This is a genomic window from Paenibacillus sp. Y951, from assembly GCF_056786395.1.
The window spans coordinates 267,589-290,676 of sequence record NZ_JBXCIY010000002.1 but is presented as its reverse complement, the minus strand read 5'-3'; the positions used below and the strand labels follow the sequence as shown (position 1 = coordinate 290,676).

Annotated in this window: 26 protein-coding genes and 1 pseudogene; 21 read left to right on the top strand and 6 right to left on the bottom strand. The window is 39.3% G+C overall.

Features of this window, described 5'->3' with window-relative positions:
* Positions 1-193: 193 nt before the first annotated feature.
* On the top strand, positions 194-853 hold the full coding sequence (locus AC1TPB_RS04095; protein WP_482075312.1) for a response regulator: 660 nt from the start codon (positions 194-196) through the stop codon (positions 851-853).
* A gap of 96 nt (positions 854-949) precedes the next feature.
* On the opposite strand, the gene AC1TPB_RS04090 is transcribed toward AC1TPB_RS04095, so the two are convergent.
* A complete protein-coding gene (locus tag AC1TPB_RS04090; RefSeq protein WP_482075311.1) occupies positions 950-2,887 on the bottom strand; it encodes an ABC-F family ATP-binding cassette domain-containing protein in 1,938 nt (645 codons plus the stop codon).
* Between the two features lie 350 nt (positions 2,888-3,237).
* Between AC1TPB_RS04090 and AC1TPB_RS04085 the strand changes: the two genes are divergently transcribed.
* The 6 genes from AC1TPB_RS04085 to tatC all read left to right on the top strand — a co-directional run bounded on the left by AC1TPB_RS04085 (position 3,238) and on the right by tatC (position 7,276).
* Positions 3,238-3,828, top strand: a complete 591-nt coding sequence (locus AC1TPB_RS04085) for a 5-formyltetrahydrofolate cyclo-ligase (protein ID WP_482075310.1) — start codon at positions 3,238-3,240, stop codon at positions 3,826-3,828.
* A gap of 20 nt (positions 3,829-3,848) precedes the next feature.
* Complete coding sequence (moaC, locus tag AC1TPB_RS04080; RefSeq protein WP_482075452.1) at positions 3,849-4,325, top strand: cyclic pyranopterin monophosphate synthase MoaC; 477 nt, start codon at positions 3,849-3,851, stop codon at positions 4,323-4,325.
* A gap of 60 nt (positions 4,326-4,385) precedes the next feature.
* The gene (locus AC1TPB_RS04075; RefSeq protein WP_482062777.1) at positions 4,386-4,874 is read left to right on the top strand and encodes a MogA/MoaB family molybdenum cofactor biosynthesis protein; all 489 of its coding nucleotides are present in this window, start codon (positions 4,386-4,388) and stop codon (positions 4,872-4,874) included.
* 72 nt (positions 4,875-4,946) lie between these two features.
* Positions 4,947-6,008 (top strand): molybdopterin-binding protein, encoded by a 1,062-nt coding sequence (locus AC1TPB_RS04070; protein WP_482075309.1) that lies wholly within the window; start codon positions 4,947-4,949, stop codon positions 6,006-6,008.
* 159 nt (positions 6,009-6,167) lie between these two features.
* Positions 6,168-6,401 carry a twin-arginine translocase TatA/TatE family subunit gene (locus tag AC1TPB_RS04065; RefSeq protein ID WP_482075308.1) on the top strand — a complete coding sequence of 78 codons (234 nt, stop codon included), beginning with the start codon at positions 6,168-6,170 and terminating at the stop codon, positions 6,399-6,401.
* Between the two features lie 65 nt (positions 6,402-6,466).
* A complete protein-coding gene (gene tatC / locus AC1TPB_RS04060) occupies positions 6,467-7,276 on the top strand; it encodes a twin-arginine translocase subunit TatC (RefSeq protein ID WP_482075451.1) in 810 nt (269 codons plus the stop codon).
* 173 nt (positions 7,277-7,449) lie between these two features.
* Here tatC and AC1TPB_RS04055 read toward each other — a convergent pair whose 3' ends face one another.
* Positions 7,450-8,400, bottom strand: a complete 951-nt coding sequence (locus AC1TPB_RS04055; RefSeq protein ID WP_482075307.1) for an ABC transporter substrate-binding protein — start codon at positions 8,398-8,400, stop codon at positions 7,450-7,452.
* A gap of 327 nt (positions 8,401-8,727) precedes the next feature.
* Between AC1TPB_RS04055 and AC1TPB_RS04050 the strand changes: the two genes are divergently transcribed.
* The 7 genes from AC1TPB_RS04050 (at position 8,728) to groL (ending at position 16,620) form a co-directional block, all read left to right on the top strand.
* Positions 8,728-9,756, top strand: coding sequence for an NEAT domain-containing protein (locus AC1TPB_RS04050; protein ID WP_482075306.1), 1,029 nt, complete (start codon positions 8,728-8,730; stop codon positions 9,754-9,756).
* A gap of 98 nt (positions 9,757-9,854) precedes the next feature.
* Positions 9,855-11,570, top strand: a complete 1,716-nt coding sequence (locus AC1TPB_RS04045) for an S-layer homology domain-containing protein (protein ID WP_482075305.1) — start codon at positions 9,855-9,857, stop codon at positions 11,568-11,570.
* 133 nt (positions 11,571-11,703) lie between these two features.
* Complete coding sequence (gene isdE, locus AC1TPB_RS04040; RefSeq protein ID WP_482075304.1) at positions 11,704-12,648, top strand: heme ABC transporter substrate-binding protein IsdE; 945 nt, start codon at positions 11,704-11,706, stop codon at positions 12,646-12,648.
* An 8-nt stretch (positions 12,649-12,656) separates the two neighbouring features.
* Positions 12,657-13,637, top strand: coding sequence for a FecCD family ABC transporter permease (locus AC1TPB_RS04035; RefSeq protein WP_482075303.1), 981 nt, complete (start codon positions 12,657-12,659; stop codon positions 13,635-13,637).
* Positions 13,627-14,403 (top strand): ABC transporter ATP-binding protein, encoded by a 777-nt coding sequence (locus tag AC1TPB_RS04030; RefSeq protein ID WP_482075302.1) that lies wholly within the window; start codon positions 13,627-13,629, stop codon positions 14,401-14,403. Before AC1TPB_RS04035 ends, AC1TPB_RS04030 begins: the two co-directional genes overlap by 11 nt.
* Before the next feature lie 129 nt (positions 14,404-14,532).
* Complete coding sequence (groES, locus tag AC1TPB_RS04025; RefSeq protein ID WP_482062769.1) at positions 14,533-14,814, top strand: co-chaperone GroES; 282 nt, start codon at positions 14,533-14,535, stop codon at positions 14,812-14,814.
* A gap of 177 nt (positions 14,815-14,991) precedes the next feature.
* Entirely contained in the window at positions 14,992-16,620 is a 1,629-nt protein-coding gene (gene groL, locus AC1TPB_RS04020; RefSeq protein WP_482075301.1) for a chaperonin GroEL, read from the top strand.
* Positions 16,621-16,694: 74 nt separating this feature from the next.
* Here groL and AC1TPB_RS04015 read toward each other — a convergent pair.
* Positions 16,695-16,961, bottom strand: a pseudogene (locus AC1TPB_RS04015) (tyrosine-type recombinase/integrase); the annotation flags it as partial.
* On the opposite strand from AC1TPB_RS04015, the gene AC1TPB_RS04010 reads away from it, so the two are divergent.
* The gene (locus tag AC1TPB_RS04010) at positions 16,953-17,522 is read left to right on the top strand and encodes a phage tail tape measure protein (protein WP_482075450.1); all 570 of its coding nucleotides are present in this window, start codon (positions 16,953-16,955) and stop codon (positions 17,520-17,522) included. The pseudogene AC1TPB_RS04015 and the gene AC1TPB_RS04010 sit on opposite strands and share 9 nt — an antisense overlap.
* 82 nt (positions 17,523-17,604) lie before the next feature.
* A complete protein-coding gene (locus AC1TPB_RS04005) occupies positions 17,605-18,051 on the top strand; it encodes a hypothetical protein (RefSeq protein ID WP_482075300.1) in 447 nt (148 codons plus the stop codon).
* A gap of 220 nt (positions 18,052-18,271) precedes the next feature.
* On the opposite strand, the gene AC1TPB_RS04000 is transcribed toward AC1TPB_RS04005, so the two are convergent.
* Positions 18,272-19,126, bottom strand: coding sequence for an IS3 family transposase (locus AC1TPB_RS04000; RefSeq protein WP_482075299.1), 855 nt, complete (start codon positions 19,124-19,126; stop codon positions 18,272-18,274).
* Positions 19,127-19,128: 2 nt separating this feature from the next.
* Positions 19,129-19,836 (bottom strand): transposase, encoded by a 708-nt coding sequence (locus AC1TPB_RS03995; RefSeq protein WP_482075298.1) that lies wholly within the window; start codon positions 19,834-19,836, stop codon positions 19,129-19,131.
* 175 nt (positions 19,837-20,011) lie between these two features.
* Here AC1TPB_RS03995 and AC1TPB_RS03990 point away from each other — a divergent pair, with 175 nt between their 5' ends.
* The 3 genes from AC1TPB_RS03990 (at position 20,012) to AC1TPB_RS03980 (ending at position 21,615) form a co-directional block, all read left to right on the top strand.
* Positions 20,012-20,428, top strand: coding sequence for a DUF3908 family protein (locus AC1TPB_RS03990; RefSeq protein WP_482075297.1), 417 nt, complete (start codon positions 20,012-20,014; stop codon positions 20,426-20,428).
* 55 nt (positions 20,429-20,483) lie between these two features.
* Positions 20,484-20,747, top strand: a complete 264-nt coding sequence (locus AC1TPB_RS03985) for a hypothetical protein (protein WP_482075296.1) — start codon at positions 20,484-20,486, stop codon at positions 20,745-20,747.
* 85 nt (positions 20,748-20,832) lie between these two features.
* A complete protein-coding gene (locus AC1TPB_RS03980; protein WP_482075295.1) occupies positions 20,833-21,615 on the top strand; it encodes a hypothetical protein in 783 nt (260 codons plus the stop codon).
* Between the two features lie 5 nt (positions 21,616-21,620).
* On the opposite strand, the gene AC1TPB_RS03975 is transcribed toward AC1TPB_RS03980, so the two are convergent.
* Complete coding sequence (locus tag AC1TPB_RS03975; protein WP_482075294.1) at positions 21,621-22,034, bottom strand: DUF3102 domain-containing protein; 414 nt, start codon at positions 22,032-22,034, stop codon at positions 21,621-21,623.
* A gap of 120 nt (positions 22,035-22,154) precedes the next feature.
* Here AC1TPB_RS03975 and AC1TPB_RS03970 point away from each other — a divergent pair, with 120 nt between their 5' ends.
* Together AC1TPB_RS03970 and AC1TPB_RS03965 are read left to right on the top strand one after the other, a co-directional pair.
* The gene (locus AC1TPB_RS03970; protein ID WP_482075293.1) at positions 22,155-22,382 is read left to right on the top strand and encodes a hypothetical protein; all 228 of its coding nucleotides are present in this window, start codon (positions 22,155-22,157) and stop codon (positions 22,380-22,382) included.
* Between the two features lie 103 nt (positions 22,383-22,485).
* Complete coding sequence (locus AC1TPB_RS03965) at positions 22,486-23,022, top strand: hypothetical protein (RefSeq protein ID WP_482075292.1); 537 nt, start codon at positions 22,486-22,488, stop codon at positions 23,020-23,022.
* Positions 23,023-23,088: the final 66 nt, after the last annotated feature.

Below are 23,088 nucleotides of genomic sequence, written 5' to 3'. Positions count from 1 at the left end.
CGCTATAATATATGCAGAACGTACACCAACTCCCGCGATATTCACTTCATATTACTGCTCGTATTCTCCACTAAGTTTACTCTGATTCAAACTCTTATTTTTCAAAAAGTGAAATCACCCAGCTCATAACATATGTATAAGGCAGTCGCACAAAGTTGATGGTTATAAACTTATATAGATAGGAGGGCTATTATTGTATAGTCATATTCTTATTGTGGACGACCATCCAGCAGTAGGGATTGGAACGAAGGACATGTTAGAGCGCAATATGCGTGTCAGAGTTAGTTTTGTTCAATCAGCAAAATTAGCGCTTGAGATGATTAGTCGGCAACGAGTTGATATTGTGCTATGTGACTGGCAGATGCCAGTTATGAATGGGATTGAGTTATGCACGCTGTTGAAGGACAAGCAGCCTGATGTGAAAGTAATGCTATATTCTGGTTATGAAATGGAACCACACTTCAATGAAATGATGGATGCAAGGGTCAATGGGTTTATCGACAAAGCTAGTTCTAGTGATGAACTTATTCTATCAATACAAAGTATGATCCAAGGCTACGCTATAGTGCCAATAGAGTTGCTACAACGCTTACGTATTATGGATATACGAGCTTTTCAAAAGCTTATGCAGAAGCAAAACTCCTATATTACTGACAAAGAAAAAGAACTACTAGAGGCGATCTCACATGGCTATAGCAATAGAGAACTCGCTGACAAATTCCATATTAGCCAACGTGGAGTGGAGTATCAATTAAGTAAATTATTTGACAAATTAGAAGTTCGTTCGCGTGCAAAAGCTATTACAGTAGCCATTGAACTGGGATATATTCCAGCAAAAACCTCGAGAATGTAATCATATTATGATTACTGCACTAGTGAAACAGCTAGCTTAATGCAAGAAGCTGTCCCATACAGTAGAGTTCTCTACAGTGGAACAGCTTCTTCGTCGTTAAGCCATAACTTCTTCCCATTGCTCGTAGCAAAGATCAAGCGATTCCTTGCGATTAGCTATTTCCGTTTGAATTTCTTGAATACGCATATAATCGTTGAAAATGGCTGGATCTGTAAGTTGAACTTCCCAGTCAGCAATTTGTTGCTCTAATTCGGCAATTTGTTGCTCTAACTGCTCTATTTTACGTTGCTTATTGCGCTCTTCGCGTTTCTGTTGCTTCTCAGCTTCATAGGATTGGACTGGGGATGCTGTCACTTGCTGTTGAACTGAGTTTTTATTGTTTTGTAATTTTGCTGCTTCAAGTCGAGCTTCTTCCATTTCGAGTTTTTTCTCCAGCATATCGTCATAATTTCCCAGGAAATAGCTAGTGCCTTGCGCTGATAGTTCGACAATGCGCTCCGACATCTTGTTCAGGAAATAACGGTCATGTGAGATAAATAGTAAAGTCCCCTCATAATCAAACAAGGCTGACTCCAATACTTCTTTACTGAAGAGATCTAAATGGTTCGTAGGCTCATCGAGAATAAGGAAGTTCGCTTGAGCTAACATTAATTTGGATAACGAAACACGCGCTTTCTCGCCACCACTTAATGCTGAGATTTTTTTCAATACATCCTCACCACTGAATAAGAAGTTGCCAAGTACAGTACGAATACGAGCTTCTTCCATATGCGGATAAGTACCCCATACTTCTTCAAGCACAGTGTTATTATTGTTTAATACATTATGCTCTTGATCGTAGTAGCCAACCTTCACATGAGATCCGAATTGGATGCTACCTGTTGTCGGCTCTAATTGCGCGACAAGCGTCTTTAATAATGTGGACTTGCCGATTCCGTTAGGTCCAACTAGTGCCACCATTTCGCCGCGCTGCAATTGGAAACTAATATCGCTGAACAGTGGAGTAGCAGCATTAGGGAATTGCATAGACAGATGATTGATATTCAATACTTCTTTTCCACTCATCCGTTCTACTTCGAATGAGAACGATGCACGTTTTAGATCACCTTGGGGGCGATCCATCCGATCCAGTTTGTCTAAAGATTTGCGGCGGCTCTGAGCACGTTTTGTTGTAGAGGCACGAACGATGTTTTTTTGAATAAATTGCTCCATTTTTGCAATTTCACCTTGTTGTTTTTCAAAGTGCTTCAGCTGAGTTTCATACTCTGCTTCTTTGATTTCAAGGTAGCGACTGTAATTACCAGTGTAACGCTTTGCTTGGTGACGCTCGATCTCGACGATAGTCGTCGTCATGGCATCAAGGAAGTAACGGTCATGCGAGACGACAACAATAGCGCCGTTATAGGAACGTAAGTATCCTTCAAGCCAAGTTAGTGTCTCAATATCGAGATGGTTGGTAGGCTCATCGAGCATTAAAAGATCAGGTGCTTGTAGTAAAATTTTAGCTAATGCTAATCTTGTTTTTTGTCCACCACTTAACGATGCGATCGGCATATCAAGTTCGAAAGTTCCGAATCCCATGCCGTGCAGAACGCTATTAATGCGAGTATTAATTTCAAACCCACCATTAGCTTTATACCAATCTGAACGTTGTGCATAGCGTTCAAGCACTTCGTTATATCTTTTCTCATCATCGTGCAATACAGGATCGGCAATTTTCAACTCTAGCTCGCGTAGTTCTTTTTCGGCAGCATAAAGATGGGAGAATACCGTTTGCATTTCTTCTATTATAGAGAGATGAGATTGTAGGCCGCTATTTTGGGCAAGATAGCCTAGCTTTGTTTCTTTCGCTTTATGAATTTCTCCGCTTTCAAAACTAATTTCTCCTGCGATGATTTTCAAAAGTGTTGATTTCCCGGCACCATTGACGCCTACTAGCCCAATTTTATCTCTCTCTAATACTTGTACATTAATATTTGAAAGGATTGTATCAATCCCGTAGCTTTTTGTAATATTGGATACTTGCAGTAACATGTCTTGTCCTCCATCAAAATGTAGTGGTATCTACGTCTATCTAACTACTATATAGTGTACCATAAGCTTGTTATTTAATGGCGTAACTTGTGCAACAATGGTACACTAATATCAATTGAAAACTATTTATTTCTTATAGGATTATGCTTCCGATGTAACTTTTCAATTCTTATGAAGTTATATCAAGGAGCTAATGAAAAGTTTTAGGGTATGCTTCCGATGTAACTTTTCAATTCTGTGAAGTTATATCAAGAAGCTAATGAAAAGTTTTAGGGTATGCTTCCGATGTAACTTTTCAAATCTATGAAGTTATATCAAGAAGCTAATGAAAAGTTTTAGGTGGTTATACTATGCAACAGTTATCGGTGCAAAAACAATATCTACGGAAAAAATATAAGGAAATTAGAAATAGTATTACACAGTTTGATGCGTATCAATGGTCCAAGGAGGCTACTGAGTATGCGATTAGTCTAGTTCAACAACAAGGCTGGACACAAATTATGGTCTATATCCCATTTCGCAGTGAGCTTCAATTATGGCCATTCATCGAATGGTGCTGGGAGCATCAGATTACTATTATCGTGCCAAAATGCGAGGTGGCGACGCATACGATGCAACTATATCCATTATACAATAAAGAGCAACTGCGCCTAGGGGCGTATCATATATTAGAACCTGATTCTGAGCAGATTTCGCCAATTGAAACAATACCCGAAGCAGTGATTGTACCTGGTCTTGCCTATACAAAGGATGGATCGCGTTTAGGATACGGTGGAGGGTATTATGATCGTTTTTACGAGTTAATGGGACAACAGGAGCTGCAAGTTACTTGGATTGGTATAGGCTATGCACAGCAGATTACAGATCATATACCGATGGAGCAATTTGACATTAAATTGAACATTTTAATTACAAATGAAGGAATTACGAGATGTTCATAGAATGAAAGGAAGTAACGAAAATAGTGGAGTTCACTCATTTTAATGAACAAGGTAGAGCGAAAATGGTAGATATATCTGATAAAGAGGCTACAAAGCGCGAAGCTACGGCAACGTCAATGGTCAAGATGCTACCAACTACTTTACAGAAGATTAAAGAAGGCAAGATAGGGAAAGGCGATGTACTAGCTGTAGCGCAAGTAGCGGGAATTATGGCAGCAAAGAAAACATCTGAATGGATTCCGATGTGCCACCCTCTAGCGTTGAACGGAATTAACATTTCATTCACTGATAATGACATCGACGAGTTGTATATTATGGTGACAGTGAAGATTACCGGGAAGACAGGCGTAGAGATGGAAGCACTTACTGCGGCATCCGCCACCGCCTTAACAATATATGATATGTGTAAAGCATTGCAGAAAGATATGATTATAGGTCCGACGCAGCTTATGAAGAAAACCGGCGGAGTACACGGGGACTTTGAAAGAGTTGAATGATAGCCAGTGCTAGAGCTATAGAAAGAGTAAGCTTAAGAGAGAAGGATGGAGGAATTGGAGATGCAATGGAAGGTTGCAATACTTACGGCAAGCGATAAAGGTGCACGCGGTGAACGTGAAGATGTAAGTGCACAGGTTGTCAGAGAACTAGTTGAAGATGAACTAGGTGGCCAGATCGTTGATTATCGAATTGTTCCAGATGAGCAAGATGAGATTATGGCAGCATTAATTGAGATGACAGAATATTATGGAGCAGATCTCGTTATTACGACAGGTGGTACTGGACTTTCAGCAAGGGATGTAACACCAGAAGCTACATTGAAAGTCATTGATCGTGAAGTTCCAGGAATTGCTGAAGCGATGCGAATGGGCGCTCTGCATAAGACGAGACGTGCTATGCTATCTCGAGGCATATGTGGTACTCGTGGCAAAGCATTAATTATTAATTTACCAGGCAGTCCGAAGGGCGTATCAGAAAGCTTATTGGCCATTATAGATCAAATACCACATGCATTAGGAATATTATCGGGAGAGTTACTAGAGCATTAGAATAATGCTTACGAATATACTTTTCATATGCATGTAGTTATATATATGGAAAGTGTTAGGGGATTAGGCGAGATGACACAATTATACGGACATGATGACAACGCTGTGGATTCACATACTACCATAACAGAAACCTCACTTAGGGAGGTTTCTGTTTATGATGCGATTGGACTAAGACTTGCACATGATCTGACGCAAATCATTCCAGGTCAATTCAAGGGTAGACTATTCCAGCGTGGTCATATGATTACAGAAGCAGATATTCCAAAATTACTTGATATCGGTAAAGAGCATATTTATGTGATGGAATTAGGTTCACTTGATCTCCATGAGGATGAAGCTGCTAAGTTAATGGCTGATGCGTTGATGGACGAGCAGTTATTGCGTAATGAACCACATGAGGGAAAAGTAAGCGTCAAAGCTCATATTGCTGGCGTTGCCAAAATAGCGAAAGAAGTAGTCGATGCCGTTAATGCGATTGGCGAAATCGCACTGGCAACCATCGTGACCAATAAAGTGGTGAAGCAAGGAGGACAACTTGCTGCGACTAGAGCAATACCGCTTATTGTATCGAAAGAAAAGATTAAGCAAGTAGAGAGTATTGCTACGCACTATCGTGAAAAATATGGGGTAGCACCAATATCTGTTGTTCCTTTACCAGCTAGACGTATAGGGTTGCTTACAACTGGTAGCGAAGTGTATAATGGCAGAATTAAGGATAAATTTGGACCTGCTGTACAAGCAAAGCTTGAGGCACTCGGGTCGACGGTTGTGGAGCAACGCTTCGCAACGGATGATCGTGCCAAAATTGTTGAAGAAATTCAATATTTACAAGCTAAAGGTTATGATATGATAGTAGTAACTGGCGGTATGTCTGTTGATCCAGATGATCGTACTCCAGCTGCTATTAAGGCGACAGGAGCACATATTGTAAGCTATGGAACGCCTATGCTGCCAGGCTCGATGCTACTTATAGCCTATTTGCAGGATATACCGATTATTGGCTTGCCAGGCTGTGTAATGCATGATCCTTACACTTCGTTTGATGTATTTCTTCCTAGACTATTGCTAGGTGAGAAGATCGAGAAGGAAGATGTAGTCACTCTTGGCTATGGCGGTTTACTTGGCTGCTAAGTTATATAAAAAGTTTTAGATAATGCTTCCGATGCGACTTTTCATAAGCAAGGAAGTAGATTCAAGAAGTATATAAAAAGTTTTAGATGATGCTTCCGAAGCTACTTTTCATGAGCAGGAAGTAGTACAGATGGAACATAAAAATTTTTAGGAGGAATCGTGATGGGCATAGGTGTAACGGGGATTATTCTATTAGTATTGGTAGCATTGCTGTTATTCGGTCCGAATAAGTTACCTGAGCTTGGACGAGCAGTAGGGCGTACACTACGCGAGTTTAAGACGGGCGCTAATGAGATAATGGATTCGAATGATAAGAAGAACGAAGACGCATCTCGCGTTGAAGTGAATCAATCGGAGCAATCAGAGAAAAACAATAAGCGGCTACCAGACTAGTTTGGTCCGCTTTTTTCTTGCTTGTTAATCATCGAACAGAAAAGAGGGAAGTCGCGCGAATGAGTATGGCACGAAAACAATTGGAGCGTTTGGCTTCCGCAAAAGATCTACTTTTGTCAGAGGAAGGATTAATGTCACTAGTTGAACATCTAACCGAGCTCCGCAAAAGAGTAATATACATACTAATTATGATCGTACTTGGCCTTATACTAGGTCTTGTTATAGCAGAACCAACTTATCAGTTTTTATTGAACGAAAAGCCAGCATCTGGCACGCTAGTCTTACATACGTTCTCATTCTGGGACGGTATTGGCATCTATATGCAGGTTGCTTTTGTTGTCGCATTGATTGTGACGCTACCGTTCACGGTACTGCAGTTATGGTTATTTGTGAAGCCAGCTTTATTGCCTCATGAACAACGTTCAACATTGAAATATGTTCCACTTGCCGTATTTATGGCGTTAATTGGACTATCATTTGCTTATTTTGTCGTGTTTCCGTTGGCATTTGGCTTTACAAGAGCAGTTTCGGCGCGGTTAGGGTTAGCCGAAACATTTGGCGTTGTACAATATTTTGATTTTATGTTCAGCATTATATTGCCGATTACGTTATTATTTGAGCTACCACTCGTCATTATGTTTTTGACAGCTATACGTATTGTTAATCCAATTCGATTGCGGAAGATGAGAAAGATCGCTTATTTCTTAATGGCGGTTGTCGGTGTCTTTATTACACCACCGGATTTCATCTCAGATATTCTCGTTATTATTCCACTTATTGTGCTATATGAAATTAGTGTTTGGCTATCAGGTACAGTGTATAAGAAACAGCTATTGTCGGATAGTCAGTGGGTAGGTGAAGAGACGGATAAGTAAGAATTATAGTAATAGGACATAGCGTACAGCTTTATATATGCGTACTGCGATGGAGTGCTATTGCACAGATAGAGGTTAATTAGAAAAGAGAGTGTCTCCATGGTAGATGTAATCTACCATGGAGACACTCTCTTTATTTGTGATATTGAATATATCCAAGCTAGCCTGAATAATTATGGGTGAAGTACTTTGTACATATAATCCAACGATTCATTAATACGTGTACCAGGGTTAGAGCCAAACAATTCTGCTGGTAATACTTCAATATGACCATTTTTCACGGCGTCGACACTATTCCATGCTTTACTAGCTTCCATCTCACGAATGAAGCTATCCTTGACCTCTTCAGGATCAGCATGAGTCATGATGAAAATAGCTTGTGGGTTAGACTCGACAATCCGTTCCATATCAAGTGTTGCATACTGCGGATAACTAGCTAACTGCGGATAATTTGCTGCAATATTAGCCCCTCCTGAAAGTGAAAGAATATCACCTGCTAGTGAACTAGGTAATGCTGCCATAAATGTGCCTGGAGCACCGTATACGATAAGCGCTGGAACGGATTGCTCTGAAGTGCCGGCTAACTCAGTAAGCTTGGTATCAATCTCAGTCACTAACTGCTCAGCTTTACTTTGCTTTTGCAGCAGAGCGCCAAATATCGTAATTTGGCGCTGAATATCTGCAACCGAGTTACCGCTTGTAAGAACAACTTTGGCACCGATGTTTTCGAGCTTTGCAACATCCTTTGCATTCATTATGTTGTGAGCGAGAACGACTTGTGGTTTTACATAAGCGATTTGTTCTAGATCAACCTCATGTGTTGTACCAATCTCACGTACATCGTAGGATGATTCCCATTGAAGTGGGACATCTGTCGTTGGACGACCAACTAAAGTGCCCTCAAGTGAGTAGATAATATTCGTTTCCCCGATGCTTAAAGCGGCAATTTTGTCAGGGACACCATTAACGGTAATCGATCGATCATTGAAATCGGTAACGGTTATCGGCTCCCCTGTTGCTTCATTCGTACTAGCTGGATTAGTAGCTGTACCACAGCCAGCTAGTAGAATAGTACATGTCAGCAACATGCTAGCTAAAAGTTTTGTGTGTTTTTGCATCATCATGTCTCCTCCAACGAATTTAGAAACTATATTTAAAGGTAATAAGCTTGTATTACTAGATTTTAACTTTGATAATGATTCTTAATCTCGTTATTAATTGTGACATAGTTATGGATTGAAGGAAAGAGACAACTTATGTCTGAATAATGACATATCATTAAAGCTTCTTAGAAATGTCATAAATCTGTTGACTATTTCTTTTGAAATCATGTAATATCAAATGAGAATGATAATCAATAATGACTTTGTTTAATCAGTTTATGCTTTCGATGCTACTTTTTATTTGCAGAGAAGTTCACCGAGAGGCTAATAAAAGTTTTGGGGGTATCTATGATCTTTCAAAGGGATTATGTAAGAAAGTTACTTACAGTAATTGTAATGTCTGTACTACTAGTCTTATTAAGTACTTCTCATACAATGGCAGCGGCAGCGCTTGAGGATGGAGAATATACAATTGATTATGAAATACTAAGAGGCGACACCAAAGATGATTCCACTTCACTTGCTGATGGTTATTGGGATAAGCCTGCTAAAGTTATTGTGAAAGACGGTAACATCACGGTACAAACGAATATTAATCAACATGTTTGGGTTATTGCATTTGCAACACAAAGCAATGGGAAAATGGTTGATGCAAAAGTTGTTTCGACGAATGAAAAGGCTAATTCGAGAGTTGCGGAATTCAAAGTTAATAGCTTTGACGACCTGCTATTATCCTCCATGACGGTTGATATTCCGGAGATGGATTACTTACATAGCTATGAGGCTAGATTCAAATTTTATCCGGATTCTTTGAAAACAGTTGGAAAGCCTACAGACACAACTAAGCCAACAGCAACGCCTAAACCGACAGCGAAACCAGCGTCAACGCCTAAAGTAACAGCTGAACCAACAAAAGACACATCGAACACAGGTACGAATCCAGTGAAACCTACGACTTCAGAGAAGCCGCAAGATTCAACGGATACGATGACACCGAGTTCGTCTAATAATTCAGTTTCTAACTCTGCAATGCCAGATCCTAATGCAAGCACATCATCTACTGATGATAATATGGTAGATGAGGGCAGTGAAGGATCTGATATTGGTATAAGTGTAAAAGAAGATGCAGCGACGAAAGAAGATGCGGAAGTACCTACAGGTGAAGCAGCGGATGATGTTATTGTTGTAACGGCAGAAGGCATTACTGCTAATGAAGCATTAGATGGCACTACTGAGGTTGAAACGGATCAATTTACCGTTGATATAGAAGAAAAGCAAGGCGGTACCATTGCTATTACAATCATTATTATTATTGCGATAATATTTATTGCAGGCGCTATTGCCTGGATGGTTGTCAGTCGTAAACGCAATAAATAATTAGAAAAAACAAAAAAAAAGATTATGCTTTCGATGCTATTTTTTATTGACAAGGTAGTTCATCGGGAAGCTAATAAAAAATTTGAGGAGAATGAATAATGAAAAAGAAAATGGTTAAGCATCTATCAACAGCTGTAGTGGCAGCTATGCTAGTAGGGTCAGTTCCAGCATTTGCATTGGCGGCAGAAGTACCGGCTATTTCTAGTAATCAAGAGACGGCAACAGCAGCACTTGTACATTTCATTAATAGTGACGATACTGCCAAATTATCAAGTATGGCAGCTTATGTATCTGAACCAAAAACATATGTAAAAGATAGCGTTACTTATTTGCGATTAGATGTTCAACAAGTATATAGTGTGAAAATTACAGTTGAAGGTAAAGAAGGCACTAAGGTTGATGAATATGTGAAAACAGTAGAAGGCCGTAACGGTTCTCAGGAAGTAACATTCTTCACACTTGATTATGCATTAACAGATGCAACAGCAATTATACAATCTCAAGCTTCTTACTTTGTCCCAGGCGTATTTACAGAAACACAAGTTCATGATCTATTCATCGTAATTGGTAATGATATCGATGCTGCAAAAGCTGAACTTGCAACATTAATCGAGCAAGCGCAATTAGAAAAAGCTCCAACAGCTGCGCTTCAAACGGCTCTTGTCGCTGCTGAAAAAGCAAATAACTATGTAACAAAAAAAGCTGATTTGGAAGCAGCGCTTAAGGCTTTAAAAGTAGCACTTAACGAGAATCCAACAGAAGCAGCAGTATATTTCGTTAACAAAAGCGATGCTAGTAAAATTTCTTCCATGGCTAACTATCTTTCCAATCCAAAAACATATACAAAAGACGACGTAACGTATCTACGTCTTGATGTACAGCAAGTATACGATGTAACTGTTACAGTTGAAGGTAAAGCCGGTACTAAAGTTGCTGAGTATGTTGCAACGGTAAACGGCCGTACTGGTCCACAGGAAGTAACATTCTTCACATTGGATTATGTAGTAGCTGATGTGCAGGCAGTAATCGAAGCATCTGCTTCGTACATGGTTCCAGATGTATTCACTGAGCCACAATCTCACGGTATTGATATCGTCATCGGCAGTAACGTTGATGCAGCAAAAGCTAACCTAGTTAAAGCACTTGCAGTAGCGAATGCAGTAACAACTCCTTCTGCAGCACTAACGACTGCAATTGAAACAGCTACAGCTGCAAATAGCTACTTGAAATCTAATGAACAAATCGTTACAGCTACTAATGCATTAGTTGAAGTCGTTGCGCAAAACGTAAGCTTCTCTGATGTTACTGCTCATTGGGCAAAAGATGCTATTAACTTAGCAGTAGCGAAAAGCATTGTAAATGGTTATACAGACGGTACATTCCAACCGAACAAAAATATTACACGCGCTGAATTTACCAAATTAATTGCGACGGCTCTTGATCTACCGGTAGCTAGCAATGAATTAACATTCAAAGATGCTGCTAGCATTCAAGAATGGGCAGTTCCATTTGTGAAACAAGCGGTAAACGCTGGAATTATTACAGGCTACCAAGATGAAACATTCCGTGCGAACAACAATATTACACGTGCAGAAATGGCTGTAATGGTTGTTAAAGCATTAAACATTACAGAACTTGCTTCTGCTGATGAGCTAACGTTCAAAGATAGTGATGCTATCCCAACTTATGCGAAAACATATGTAGCTACTGCAGTGAAGCTTGGTCTAGTTACTGGTCTTACTACTGACACATTTGGTCCTAACGGGCAAGCTACTCGTGCTGAAGCAGTAACAATCATTGTACGCGCTCAATAATTTATGTGCAGTAATAGTATGGAACATGCCTTTCGGGGTGTGTTATGAAATGAATAGTTTACACCATGAGGACCTCGATTAATCGATGTCCTCATGGTGTATTTATAAGGAGTTTATGAAAGGACGTTATACAATGTTAGGAAAGACGCAAGGTATGAAGCTAATCGCAATTGGTTTGACATTATGTATACTATTCATAGCAGGTTGTAGCTCTAATGGAATCAAAGAGAATGAATCTGTTAATCCACCATCCAATACAGCAGGCAACAATACAGCGACTCCAAGCTCAGATGATGAGTATCGCATCGTATCGACCACTGTTGCTATTACTGAAATTCTTGCCGAGCTTGATCTTAATGTAGTAGGCATACCATCCACTGCCAAATCATTGCCAGAACGATATAGCGAAGCTGTTAAGATTGGTAACCCGATGAGTCCCGATATGGAGCTTGTGAAGTCTCTGAAAGCTACTCATGTGTTATCGGTAACGACATTACAATATGATTTGGAAGATACATTTAAAGGATTAGGAATCGAAGCAAGATTTCTAGACTTTACAAGTATTGAAGATATGAAGAACGAAATTACAAAGCTTGGTGCAGAGTTCAATCGAGTAGAACAAGCGAAGGCGCTTGTTGCAAGCTACGATAAGAAAATTGATGATATTAAAGCGGATGTTGCAGGTCAACAGGCGCCTAGCGTATTAATATTGATGGGGATTCCCGGTAGTTATCTCGTTGCTACAGAAAATTCATATATTGGTGATCTTGTGAAGCAATTAGGTGGCGCTAACATCGTAACAGATTCGAAAGTTGAATTCGTTTCAGCCAATACTGAGTTTCTTCATCAAGGAAATCCTGATGTTATACTTCGTGCTGCTCATGGGATGCCAGAAGAAGTGATTGAAATGTTCGATGCTGAATTTAAGCAAAATGATATTTGGAAGCATTTCAACGCAGTGAAGAATGAACGTGTCTATGATTTGCCTGAAGATTTCTTTGGAACGACAGGTAATTTAGCGGCAGATGAAGCGTTAGATATACTTGCTGACATGCTCTATCCGGATCGGAAAGGATAATTTAACCTATGAAAAAAACGATTTACTTTGTCGCTGCAGTAGTTTTGCTTGTTGCAGTCGCATTGTATTCTGCGGCAACAGGAAGTATTAAGGTTGGACCTTGGGAACTCATTCAAGGATTAATCTATGGTGGTAATGATCATGTTGATATTATTCGAGATTTTCGTTTGCCTCGTATTATTGTATCCATAATGACTGGAGCTGCACTCGCAGTATCCGGTGTACTATTGCAAGCGGTGATGCGTAATCCACTAGCTGATGCTGGAGTAATCGGAATTTCATCTGGAGCAGGCTTTGTATCCGTATTAATTGCTACATTGTCGCCTACACTTATTTTTTGGATGCCGGCGTTCTCTGTTATTGGTGGGCTAGTAGCATGCTTCTTAGTATATTTATTCTCTTGGCGCTCAGGACTGCAACCATTACGACTAATTCTTGTCGGTGTAGCTGTTAATGCGATGTTCTCTGGACTTAGTCAATTGTTCAACTATCGAGGCAGCTATGCGGTAGGTAATGTCAATCAAGCAGTCAGCTCTATGTTCTCCATGAAAACATGGAATGATGTGGAAATGATTTTGCTCTACAGCTCTATTGGTTTAATTATTGCATTACTGCTTAGTACATGGTGCAATATGTTGTCGTTGCAGGATCGTACAGCTAGTAATTTAGGTTTACGTGTCATGCGTGCAAGAGTGATTATTTCTTTTGTTGCGGTGTTGTTAGCTTCAATTGCAACTGCTATTGGTGGCTTAATTGCTTTTGTTGGTCTATTAATTCCACATATTGCCCGTCAAATGGTTGGGACTGATCATAAGATTCTTATTCCGTTTTGCGCAATACTAGGGGGATTACTTATTTTACTAGCGGATACGATCGGGAGAACGATTATCGCGCCAATGGAAATTCCAGCCTCTGTTATTATGACGATTATTGGTGGTCCATTCCTAATCTTTATGTTAATGAGGGGGGATCGAGTCAATGGAAATTAAGGAGATTAGCTTTCAATACAAAAACAGCGCACAAATTTTAAGTGAACTTTCAACTTCAATTGCTCAAGGTAAGATTACGACGATCATTGGACCTAATGGCAGTGGGAAATCAACCTTGCTAGCATTACTAGCTCGTAACAATATGCCAAGTGCTGGTCAAATTATTATTGATGGACGTGACTTACAGCAGTTGAAATCTAAGGAATTAGCTCGCATTCTAGCCGTTGTGCATCAACAGAATGAAGCACCCTATGATCTAACGGTAGAAAAGCTAGTGGAGTATGGACGTCTACCTTATCGTCATATGTTCTCGTCAGAGACGGATGAGGATCGCGAGGCAGTGGAGTGGGCACTTGCGTGTACGAAGCTTACGGAGTTCCGCAGTCGTCGCTTGAATGAGCTATCTGGTGGACAGAAGCAGCGTGCTTGGGTAGCGATGGCACTTGCGCAGAAAACATCGATTCTGTTTCTCGATGAACCAACGACATTTCTCGATATTTACTATCAGATTGAATTACTTGATCTTGTACAACAATTGAATCGAGAGCATGGTTTAACGATTGTAATGGTGCTCCATGATGTGAACCAAGCGATTCGTTATAGCGATGACATAAAAGTATTGAAAGATGGCAATATTATTGCTGAAGGTGAACCGGAGACAATTATGACCAGCGAATTAATGGAATTAGTATACGGAGTAAAGGCAATTATTCGCAAGGATGAGGAGACCGGAATGTATATCGTACCTATTGCTACAAATGGATAGGTATTTTTTTTGAGTAAATACTTGAAATCAGACAAGAAAATAGGTAGAATAATAGTTGTTAGCACTATCAGTGGTCGAGTGCTAAAAGGTATTACAAATTGAACCATTCATATAAGGAGGCTTTTTTCAATGATTAAACCTTTGGGTGAACGAGTATTGGTTGAACCAATTGCACAAGAAGTAACAACAGCTAGTGGTATTGTATTGCCGGATACGGCTAAGGAAAAACCACAAGAGGGTAAAGTTATCGCTGTAGGAAGTGGCGCGCTTAAAGATGGCGTTCGTGTTGCTTTGGAAGTTAAAGAAGGCGACCGCGTTCTGTTCTCTAAATATGCTGGTACAGAAATCAAGTATGAAGGTAAAGAATACTTGATCATGAAAGAAAGCGACATACACGCGATCTTCGAATAGGCTCGCGATCAAATACACATACAATAAATTAATTGCTTATGCTTCCGATGTAACTTTTGAGTTACAAGGAGTTCATCGAGAAGACAACAAAAGTTTGGCATATACTTCCGATGCGATTTTTTATTCGCAGGTAGTAACTCACGGAGATACCATAAAAAATTTTAGGAGGACTTAATCATGGCTAAAGAAATTAAATTTAGTGAAGATGCTCGTCGCTCTATGCTTCGCGGTGTAGATGCGCTTGCTAATGCAGTTAAAGTAACACTTGGACCAAAAGGACGTAACGTAGTTCTTGAGAAAAAATTCGGTAGCCCACTAATTACTAACGATGGTGTTTCTATCGCCAAAGAAATCGAACTTGAAGATGCATTCGAGAATATGGGTGCTCAACTAGTTAAAGAAGTAGCTACAAAAACTAACGATATCGCTGGTGACGGTACTACAACTGCAACAGTTCTTGCTCAAGCTATGATTCGTGAAGGTCTGAAAAACGTAACTGCTGGTGCTAATCCAATGGTTATCCGTAAAGGTATCGAGAAAGCTGTTAAAGCAGCAGTACTTGAACTTCAAGCGATTTCTCAACCGATTACAGGTAAACAATCTATTGCACAAGTTGCTGCAATTTCATCTTCTGATGAAGAAGTTGGCGATCTGATCGCTGAAGCAATGGAAAAAGTAGGTAATGATGGTGTTATTACGGTTGAAGAATCAAAAGGCTTCGCAACTGAACTTGAAGTTGTAGAAGGTATGCAATTCGATCGTGGATATATCTCACCATACATGATTACGGATACGGATAAAATGGAAGCTATTCTAGAAAATCCATATATCTTAATTACTGACAAAAAAATTACAAACATTCAAGAAATTCTTCCAGTACTTGAGAAAGTTGTGCAATCAGGTAAACAACTTCTTATTATCGCTGAAGATGTTGAAGGTGAAGCACAAGCTACTCTAGTTGTGAACAAACTTCGTGGAACATTCACTTGCGTAGCGGTTAAAGCTCCTGGCTTTGGTGACCGTCGTAAAGCAATGCTTCAAGATATCGCTGCTCTAACTGGTGGTCAAGTGATTACGGAAGAGCTTGGTCTTGATTTGAAAACTACTGATGTAGAAGCACTTGGTTCTGCTCGTCAAGTTCGCATTACAAAAGAAAATACAATCATCGTTGATGGTGCTGGTAACTCTGCTGATATTAAAGCACGCGTTAGCCAAATCAAAGCTCAACTAGAAGATACAACTTCTGAGTTTGACAAAGAAAAACTTCAAGAGCGTCTAGCGAAATTAGCTGGTGGCGTAGCTGTAATCAAAGTTGGTGCAGCGACTGAAACTGAATTGAAAGAGCGTAAGCTTCGCATCGAAGATGCTTTGAACTCTACTCGCGCAGCAGTAGAAGAAGGTATCGTATCTGGTGGTGGTACAGCGCTAGTTAACGTATATAAAGCAGTAGCAGCAGTAGCAGCTGTTGGCGACGAAGCAACGGGTGTTAACATCGTACTTCGTGCGCTAGAAGAACCAGTTCGCACAATCGCAGCTAACGCTGGTCAAGAAGGTTCTGTAATCGTAGAACGCTTGAAAAACGAAAAAGTAGGTATTGGTTACAATGCAGCTACTGGCGAATGGGTAAACATGTTCGAAGCGGGTATCGTTGACCCTGCTAAAGTAACTCGTTCTGCTCTTCAAAACGCAGCATCTGTTGCAGCTATGTTCCTAACAACGGAAGCTGTAATCGCTGAAAAACCTGAGCCAAATAAACCTGCTATGCCTGATATGGGCGGTATGGGTGGCATGGGCGGCATGATGTAAGACTGACTGAAATCCCTTGATATATAAGGGTTTTGGATAGTTTTGAAGGTCATTCACTCACACTTGGTAAAAGATTAGAGGTTACTCATGAGTTGTCCAAACTTGTGGGAAGCCTCTTTTTTCTTTGTTTTTGTAACGTGCATGTACACATTTCTAGTCGTATCATCGTCTTTGTGACCTAGAAGCTCCATGATCTCATGCAGTCCAACACCAGCTTCAGCAAGCAGTAATGTGTGAGTGTGACGGAGTGAGTGAGGGGTAAGCATTTCATTTAATCCTGAAAGCTTCAACAATCATCTCATACGGTTCCCTATAGTCTTAATACATTCAGGATATCCAGCAGTAAGCACTTCAGTTCTTGCTCCGCTGATATAAGTGCTATCTTTGGGCAAGAAGCAATGGCGGGTTTCTTAGCTTTGATGAACCAAGGCCCAGCCGTACTTAAAAACCTTACAGAAGAGTTGTATAACTCAAAAGGTGCAGCTCAAGAAATAGCTGATATTCGAATGCAGTCATTCCATGGATCAATGGAATATCTCCGAAGTGCTGTAGATAGTGCCAAGCTTGCGATAGGCGAGAAACTTACACCAACAATTAAAAACCTTGTCGATAACTTTACAACCGCACTACCTCACGCGATCGATAAATTCGAAGCGTCATGGAAAACGAAGACTAACAACCCATCATGGGAAAATGCGGATTGGCTAGGTAAGATGCAGATCATGTGGGATAAAATCATCTCTGATCCGTTCAAAGTTTGGTGGAAGTCGCAAGGCTCAGCCGAGTTTGAAAAGGTAGCAGGTGAAATTGGCAAGACGATCAAGCATTCACTGGTTCAGGAGCTATTGCTGTACCAGGCGTTAAGATGGGCGAGGGTATTGCAGGTACAGTTAAAACCTTGACCTCTCACTCGGCAAAGCTGGTGGTACCGCAGGAGCTGGCGTTGCTGCTGGTTCAGCTAGTAGGTTTGCTCCTGCATTAGCAATGCTAACTAATCCAATTGGTCTTGCAATCGCTGGTGTAGGCGTGCTTACTACTGGTATTATTGCTTATAAAAAGCATCAAGAGAATGCTAGGCAATCACTTATTAATATGGGTGGTACGTTACAAGAAGCGCAAGACAAGTATCAAGCTGTCGCTGATAAGTCAGAGCTCACAAGTCAATTATCTGATGAGTATCGTACGTTAGATGAGAAAGTACGCAACAATGTAGGTACTGCTGAAGAGTTAGCAGTTGCACAACAACGAAAGGTAGATTTCACAGTTGCACTTCAAGATATGTTCCCGCAGATAATAAGTAACTATGATATTGAGAAGGGTAAGATATTTGAAAAACTTGGTCTTATAGAGCAGATGACTGATGCTGAAAAGGAAATGGAAAAATTACGTCTTGAAGCTATTGTTGCGTTCCATTCAAGGTGGTACCACTGATGTGGCTAACCAGGTGCAACGAGTTATGTCTGATGAAAAGGATAAATTCAGACGCATGATTGAAGAATATACGCGTGACAACAGACGATTAGGTTTTAGTTAATTGCATATTGATACATGAAGAGCTATGAAGTGCTCCCTGTCAAGTGGACAGTGTAAAAAACAAAAATAGCTAGATTAGATTCCTCGGCTCGTTTTAACAGGGCTGAGGTTCTTTTCGTTATGCAGCTCTTCGGTATTCGTTAGGTGACAAGTCATCCAAACACTCAGAATAGCGGTAGTTGTTGTAATAGCGAATATAGTTGTTAACGTCTTTGAGTACATCTTCGTAGGTGTTAAACTTTGAAAGATAATAGCTTTCCGATTTGTAAGTACCCCAAAAGCGTTCAATAGGTTGGTTGTCCAAGCATCGGCTCACACGAGACATACTTTTCATAAAGCCGTATGTTACATAAAGTCGATTATACTCATGGGATGTGTACTGGAAGCCTCTGTCGCTTTGGAGAAGTGGGGTTACACCGGGATTCTTCTTGAAAGCCTTCTTCAGCGTATCCATCACGAGTTTGTTATTGTTGGAATGACCTAATACCCATGAAACAATAGAGTTATCGTATACATCAATAATCGCGCTTAAATAGGCTTTGAGACCATTTCCATACTTTAGTTCGGTTACATCCGTAGACCACTTTAAATTAGGAGAATAGGCATCAAAGTTACGGTTCATTATATTTTCAGCAACATGGATCTCAGAGGCCTTCACATAGCTTGGTCGTTTCCTACGAATCACTGATTTAAGCCCAAGCGCACGCATGATGCGGTAATAGCGCTTTTTGTTGTACTTCTTTTTGAGTTTTCGGTTTAACTGAGTACGCATTTGACGATAACCAAGTATCCCTTTTCGTTTGTTATAACGGAGCTCCACTTCCTTGGCTAGCGCATGGATTTCAAGTTCCCTAGCAGATGGTTTCCAATGTAACCATTTGTAATAGGCAGATCGAGCAACTCCTGCTAACGCACATAACTTCGCAATGGCGTACCCTTTTTCGTTGTTCAGTTCTTGAATCGCTTGATACAAGGTTACTTGTCGAACAAGGGATAGCGTGAATTTCGTCGCTTGATCTCTGCCAACTTTTTTTCGAAGGCATTCTCCATCTCCAGGTATTCGTTCCGAGCTTCTAATTCCTTGATCCGTAGCTTAAGGCGTTCGTGCTCATCTAGTTCTTCTAATGGCTTATTACGACCGCGATTGTCCTTGAGCGCATTCTCGCTGCCTGCTTGGTATTTCCGAACCCATGCATAGACTTGCTGATAAGATACCCCGTACTTTACGATCGCCTTCTGATAATCCAACCCATTAGCGATGGTATATTGTGCAATTTCAATCCGTTCTTCAAATGTTGTTTTACGTCCTTTATTCATACGAGATAGCCCTCTTCCTTTACGAGTAGGTTTCAATTCTATCTCACTATTATACTTGGAAATCCAATTCCTCAAAACACTTCTACTTGAAATGCGATACTTCTTTGTTGCCTCTTCTACAGAACAATGACCAGATAATACATCATGAACAGCAGCTAGCCTCAATTCCGTTGAGTATGTTTTCCATGTATTCGATTCTTTTAATCCATCTAATCCATCTGCTTTATATTTTCTTATCCAATCATTAACCGTGTGTGGGTTAACGCCTATCTGTTTTGCTTCATATGTTGGATTTGATTTGTGCTCTAAGCATCGCTGCACGACATGTAATTTTGTTTCAACAGAGGTTGAACTTCTTTTAGACATTAGAAAAACTCCCATAATCGTAGTAGTAGAAATTTTGTTTTTTCTACTGTCTACTATAATGGGAGCATATCACTACGTGATGCGTGGCTCTTTTTTTGTTGGAATTAATCATAAACAAAAGGAATATGATTCCATTTGTCGAATTAAAATGTATTCGATCATGAGGAGGTTTTTTATGGAGTATCAGGAGTTTAAAATAATGGTAACAGGTCAAGCGAACTTTTTTCAAAGAAATGTGTGTGATCTAGCTTCTAGGTATGTAGATGATGATCACGTAAAAGCTTACTATTTACGCAATTTGTTCATAGAAGGAGATAAGGAACTATTTATTTTTGAAGGGGACAACATTTGGAGATTTACAATTTCAAGTAGTAATATTTATGAAGTATCTTTTTTGAAGAATCGCCAAATTGAGAGCGTTAATTTAGAACGAAAAATAAATGATAGATACTATGGAGTTAAACTAAACATGAAGTTAAATAATGGTGAATCCATAGATTTGGATTCCTCAGTAGACACAAATGAACACTGGATAGAGGAGTATTCGAATAATCTAGATGACATATTTAAGCTTTTGACTATGTCTTCATAGTTATATTTTCTTGTTAATCTAGATTTTTTATATTAGTCAGTAAAGGGGTGAGGGTATGGATGAAGCATTTGATGGTATAACGGCGATGTTTCAAGCAGGTGCGTGGATAATAGTAAAAACCTTATTATTCTACATAGTAATCCCAGAATTAATTATGATGATAGTTGTAGGATATGTATTGAAGATTAGAGGTAAATTATTTAGTATTATTATGGTCCTTATAACGGTAATTGTAGGATATATCTTTGTGACATATGGATTACCATACATAGCTGAGGAGACAACAAACATAGCAAAAGGTGTACAAGCTGCTTATTAGAGTGGCTTTTTTTGTTGAACTTTGTATATCCTTATAACCATTCAGCTAGTATAATTTTGGTAATTACATACTAAGGAGAATGAGAGTGGAAAAGTTTCTTGAATGGATGCATAAGCGAATATGGTTCTTATTTGTAGTAATAGCAATAGTTTGGATTCTATATGGAATTGCAATGTACTTTATCTATGGAAAAAATGAAGGCTTTGATGCAGGAACATTTGGTGATATGTTCGGAGCTATAAATGCTCTTTTTACAGGCTTAGCATTAGCAGGTGTAATTGTTTCTAATGTGTTTCAAAATCAAGAACTAAAGCTACAAAGAGAAGAAATAGCTCAGAACAGAGATGAATTAAAGAAGAATACCGCGGAGCTTGCTGAACAAAGTAAGAATATGCAACTTCAGAGGTTTGAAACCACCTTTTTCAACTTAATTGATGCGCATATTAATATAATGAATCGAATCAATAAAGAAATTCAATATACAGGTCATTCTAAGGGATTGAATGGCAATATAATATCTCTAAAATACGAAATGCGGACGTACTCGACTATATCAGTAAATTTGCAAAGTATTAATAAAATTCTTGATCTACACAATGAAGATGAGTTCAAAGATTGGAATCTTAAAAATCACCTAGAGCATATTGATAATTTTGAATTGGCTTATGATAATTACATATTCATAAACCAATTCATCGTTGATTCAAAGCAATTTTCCGAACCTGAACAGCGTAAATATAAACAAATTTTTATTTCCCAACTATCAAATGACTTAACCGAAATGTATAGAATTTATTTCGAGTGTAAAGAACAGGCAGGTGATATAGACGCACAACACCATCATAGGTTAATTAATAGTTATATGTAATTAACCTATGCGTCTAAAAGGTGATTTTTCTTATACTGTTCTCGTTGTTCAGCTTCTTTTAGTGACTTCTTGACTTCACGAAGCTCCTTGACCGTCATGTCATCGACTGTTTTGGATTCGCCAGTTGATGGTACAGTGTGAGGTGTTTCAATGAACTCGGAACGATCGATTGATTCAGGTAGGGATAGCATTTGGAATATCTTTCCTATTGGCAAATGTTGCGACGTCTGAACATTTGAAAATTGCTCAAATGCTTGGACCATTTTATTAGCGGTAAAACGATCAATCTCAATTGTTGTTAACCAATCGATATATTCCCCATGCACCAAATCATTCTCTTTCACATGCTTCAGACGCTTACCAATCTCAAACACTGCTTGTCCATTATATAAGTATAAGGCTTGTGTGCCGCTAGGCAAGGTTCGAATCCTTGCCCATGCTATGTAATATATATATTTGTAATATTTGGATGAAAGATAGAGGGATTGGTCATATTGTTGTTGAATATATCTCTTAGAATAATCTAGGAGGTGTTCCTTATGGGGCGATTCAAAGATGAGTTAATTGATAAACAAGAACATGAAAGAGATTGTCCAGAATGTGGTGCAACAGTTTGGATTAATTGGGGAAATTCAGATAATCTTGATTGTTCAGAATGTGGATATCAGGACACTGTAGTAAAATGTGAACGTGATGGGAACCCGGTACCAATTTCTAGAGAAGTTTCTTTGTGTGATAATTGTTTAGATCACTACGAAAATGAATAGCAATTTAGAATTTGCACCCTAGTGGTGCTTTTTCTTTTGTAAAAGGAATTCACTTCCAGTTATCTAAGTATGTTGTATTCGATTAAAGGAGAGTGGAAAAGAAATGTCTGATGATGCAGCACAAATTTGGGGTTTACTAGTGGCGTCAGCCGGAGTAATAGTTACTGGCGTTTTAAGCTATCTTTTATGGAATGTAAACAAAAAAAGCGCTGAAGCTGCTACAGCAAATACTGAGATTGCAAAATCCAGTATGGAGTTACAAAAGGATCTTTTGAAAAGATCAGAAGACCAGTTAGATAGCATGATGAGAATAATGTTAAAAAATGTTCAAAACGATGTTAATTATATACTTGCAACATTGGAAGGTGTGGCTAGTAATAAGCCTGATTTTAATGCAATAAAAAACTCCTACGGAATCAAAAAACCTACTAATGAAGAGTTAAGTATGTACTTTAACAATGGACAACAAGAAGCGATTTTAGAAATATGGAAGTTGTACCTTCAATATTACAGTAAATATTGGCATGCCGATTTAAACGGTTTTGTTACAGCAAGTATCCTGAACGAAAAAGTTGCTCCAGCAAAAGAATGTGTTGAGGCGATTAAAAATCAATTGAGTAAATTAGGGTATGAGAAATAAAATAACGAGCATTAACGAGATAACCGTCGAACTGATGTTAGATTAAATGCGAGATAACGTGAGAAT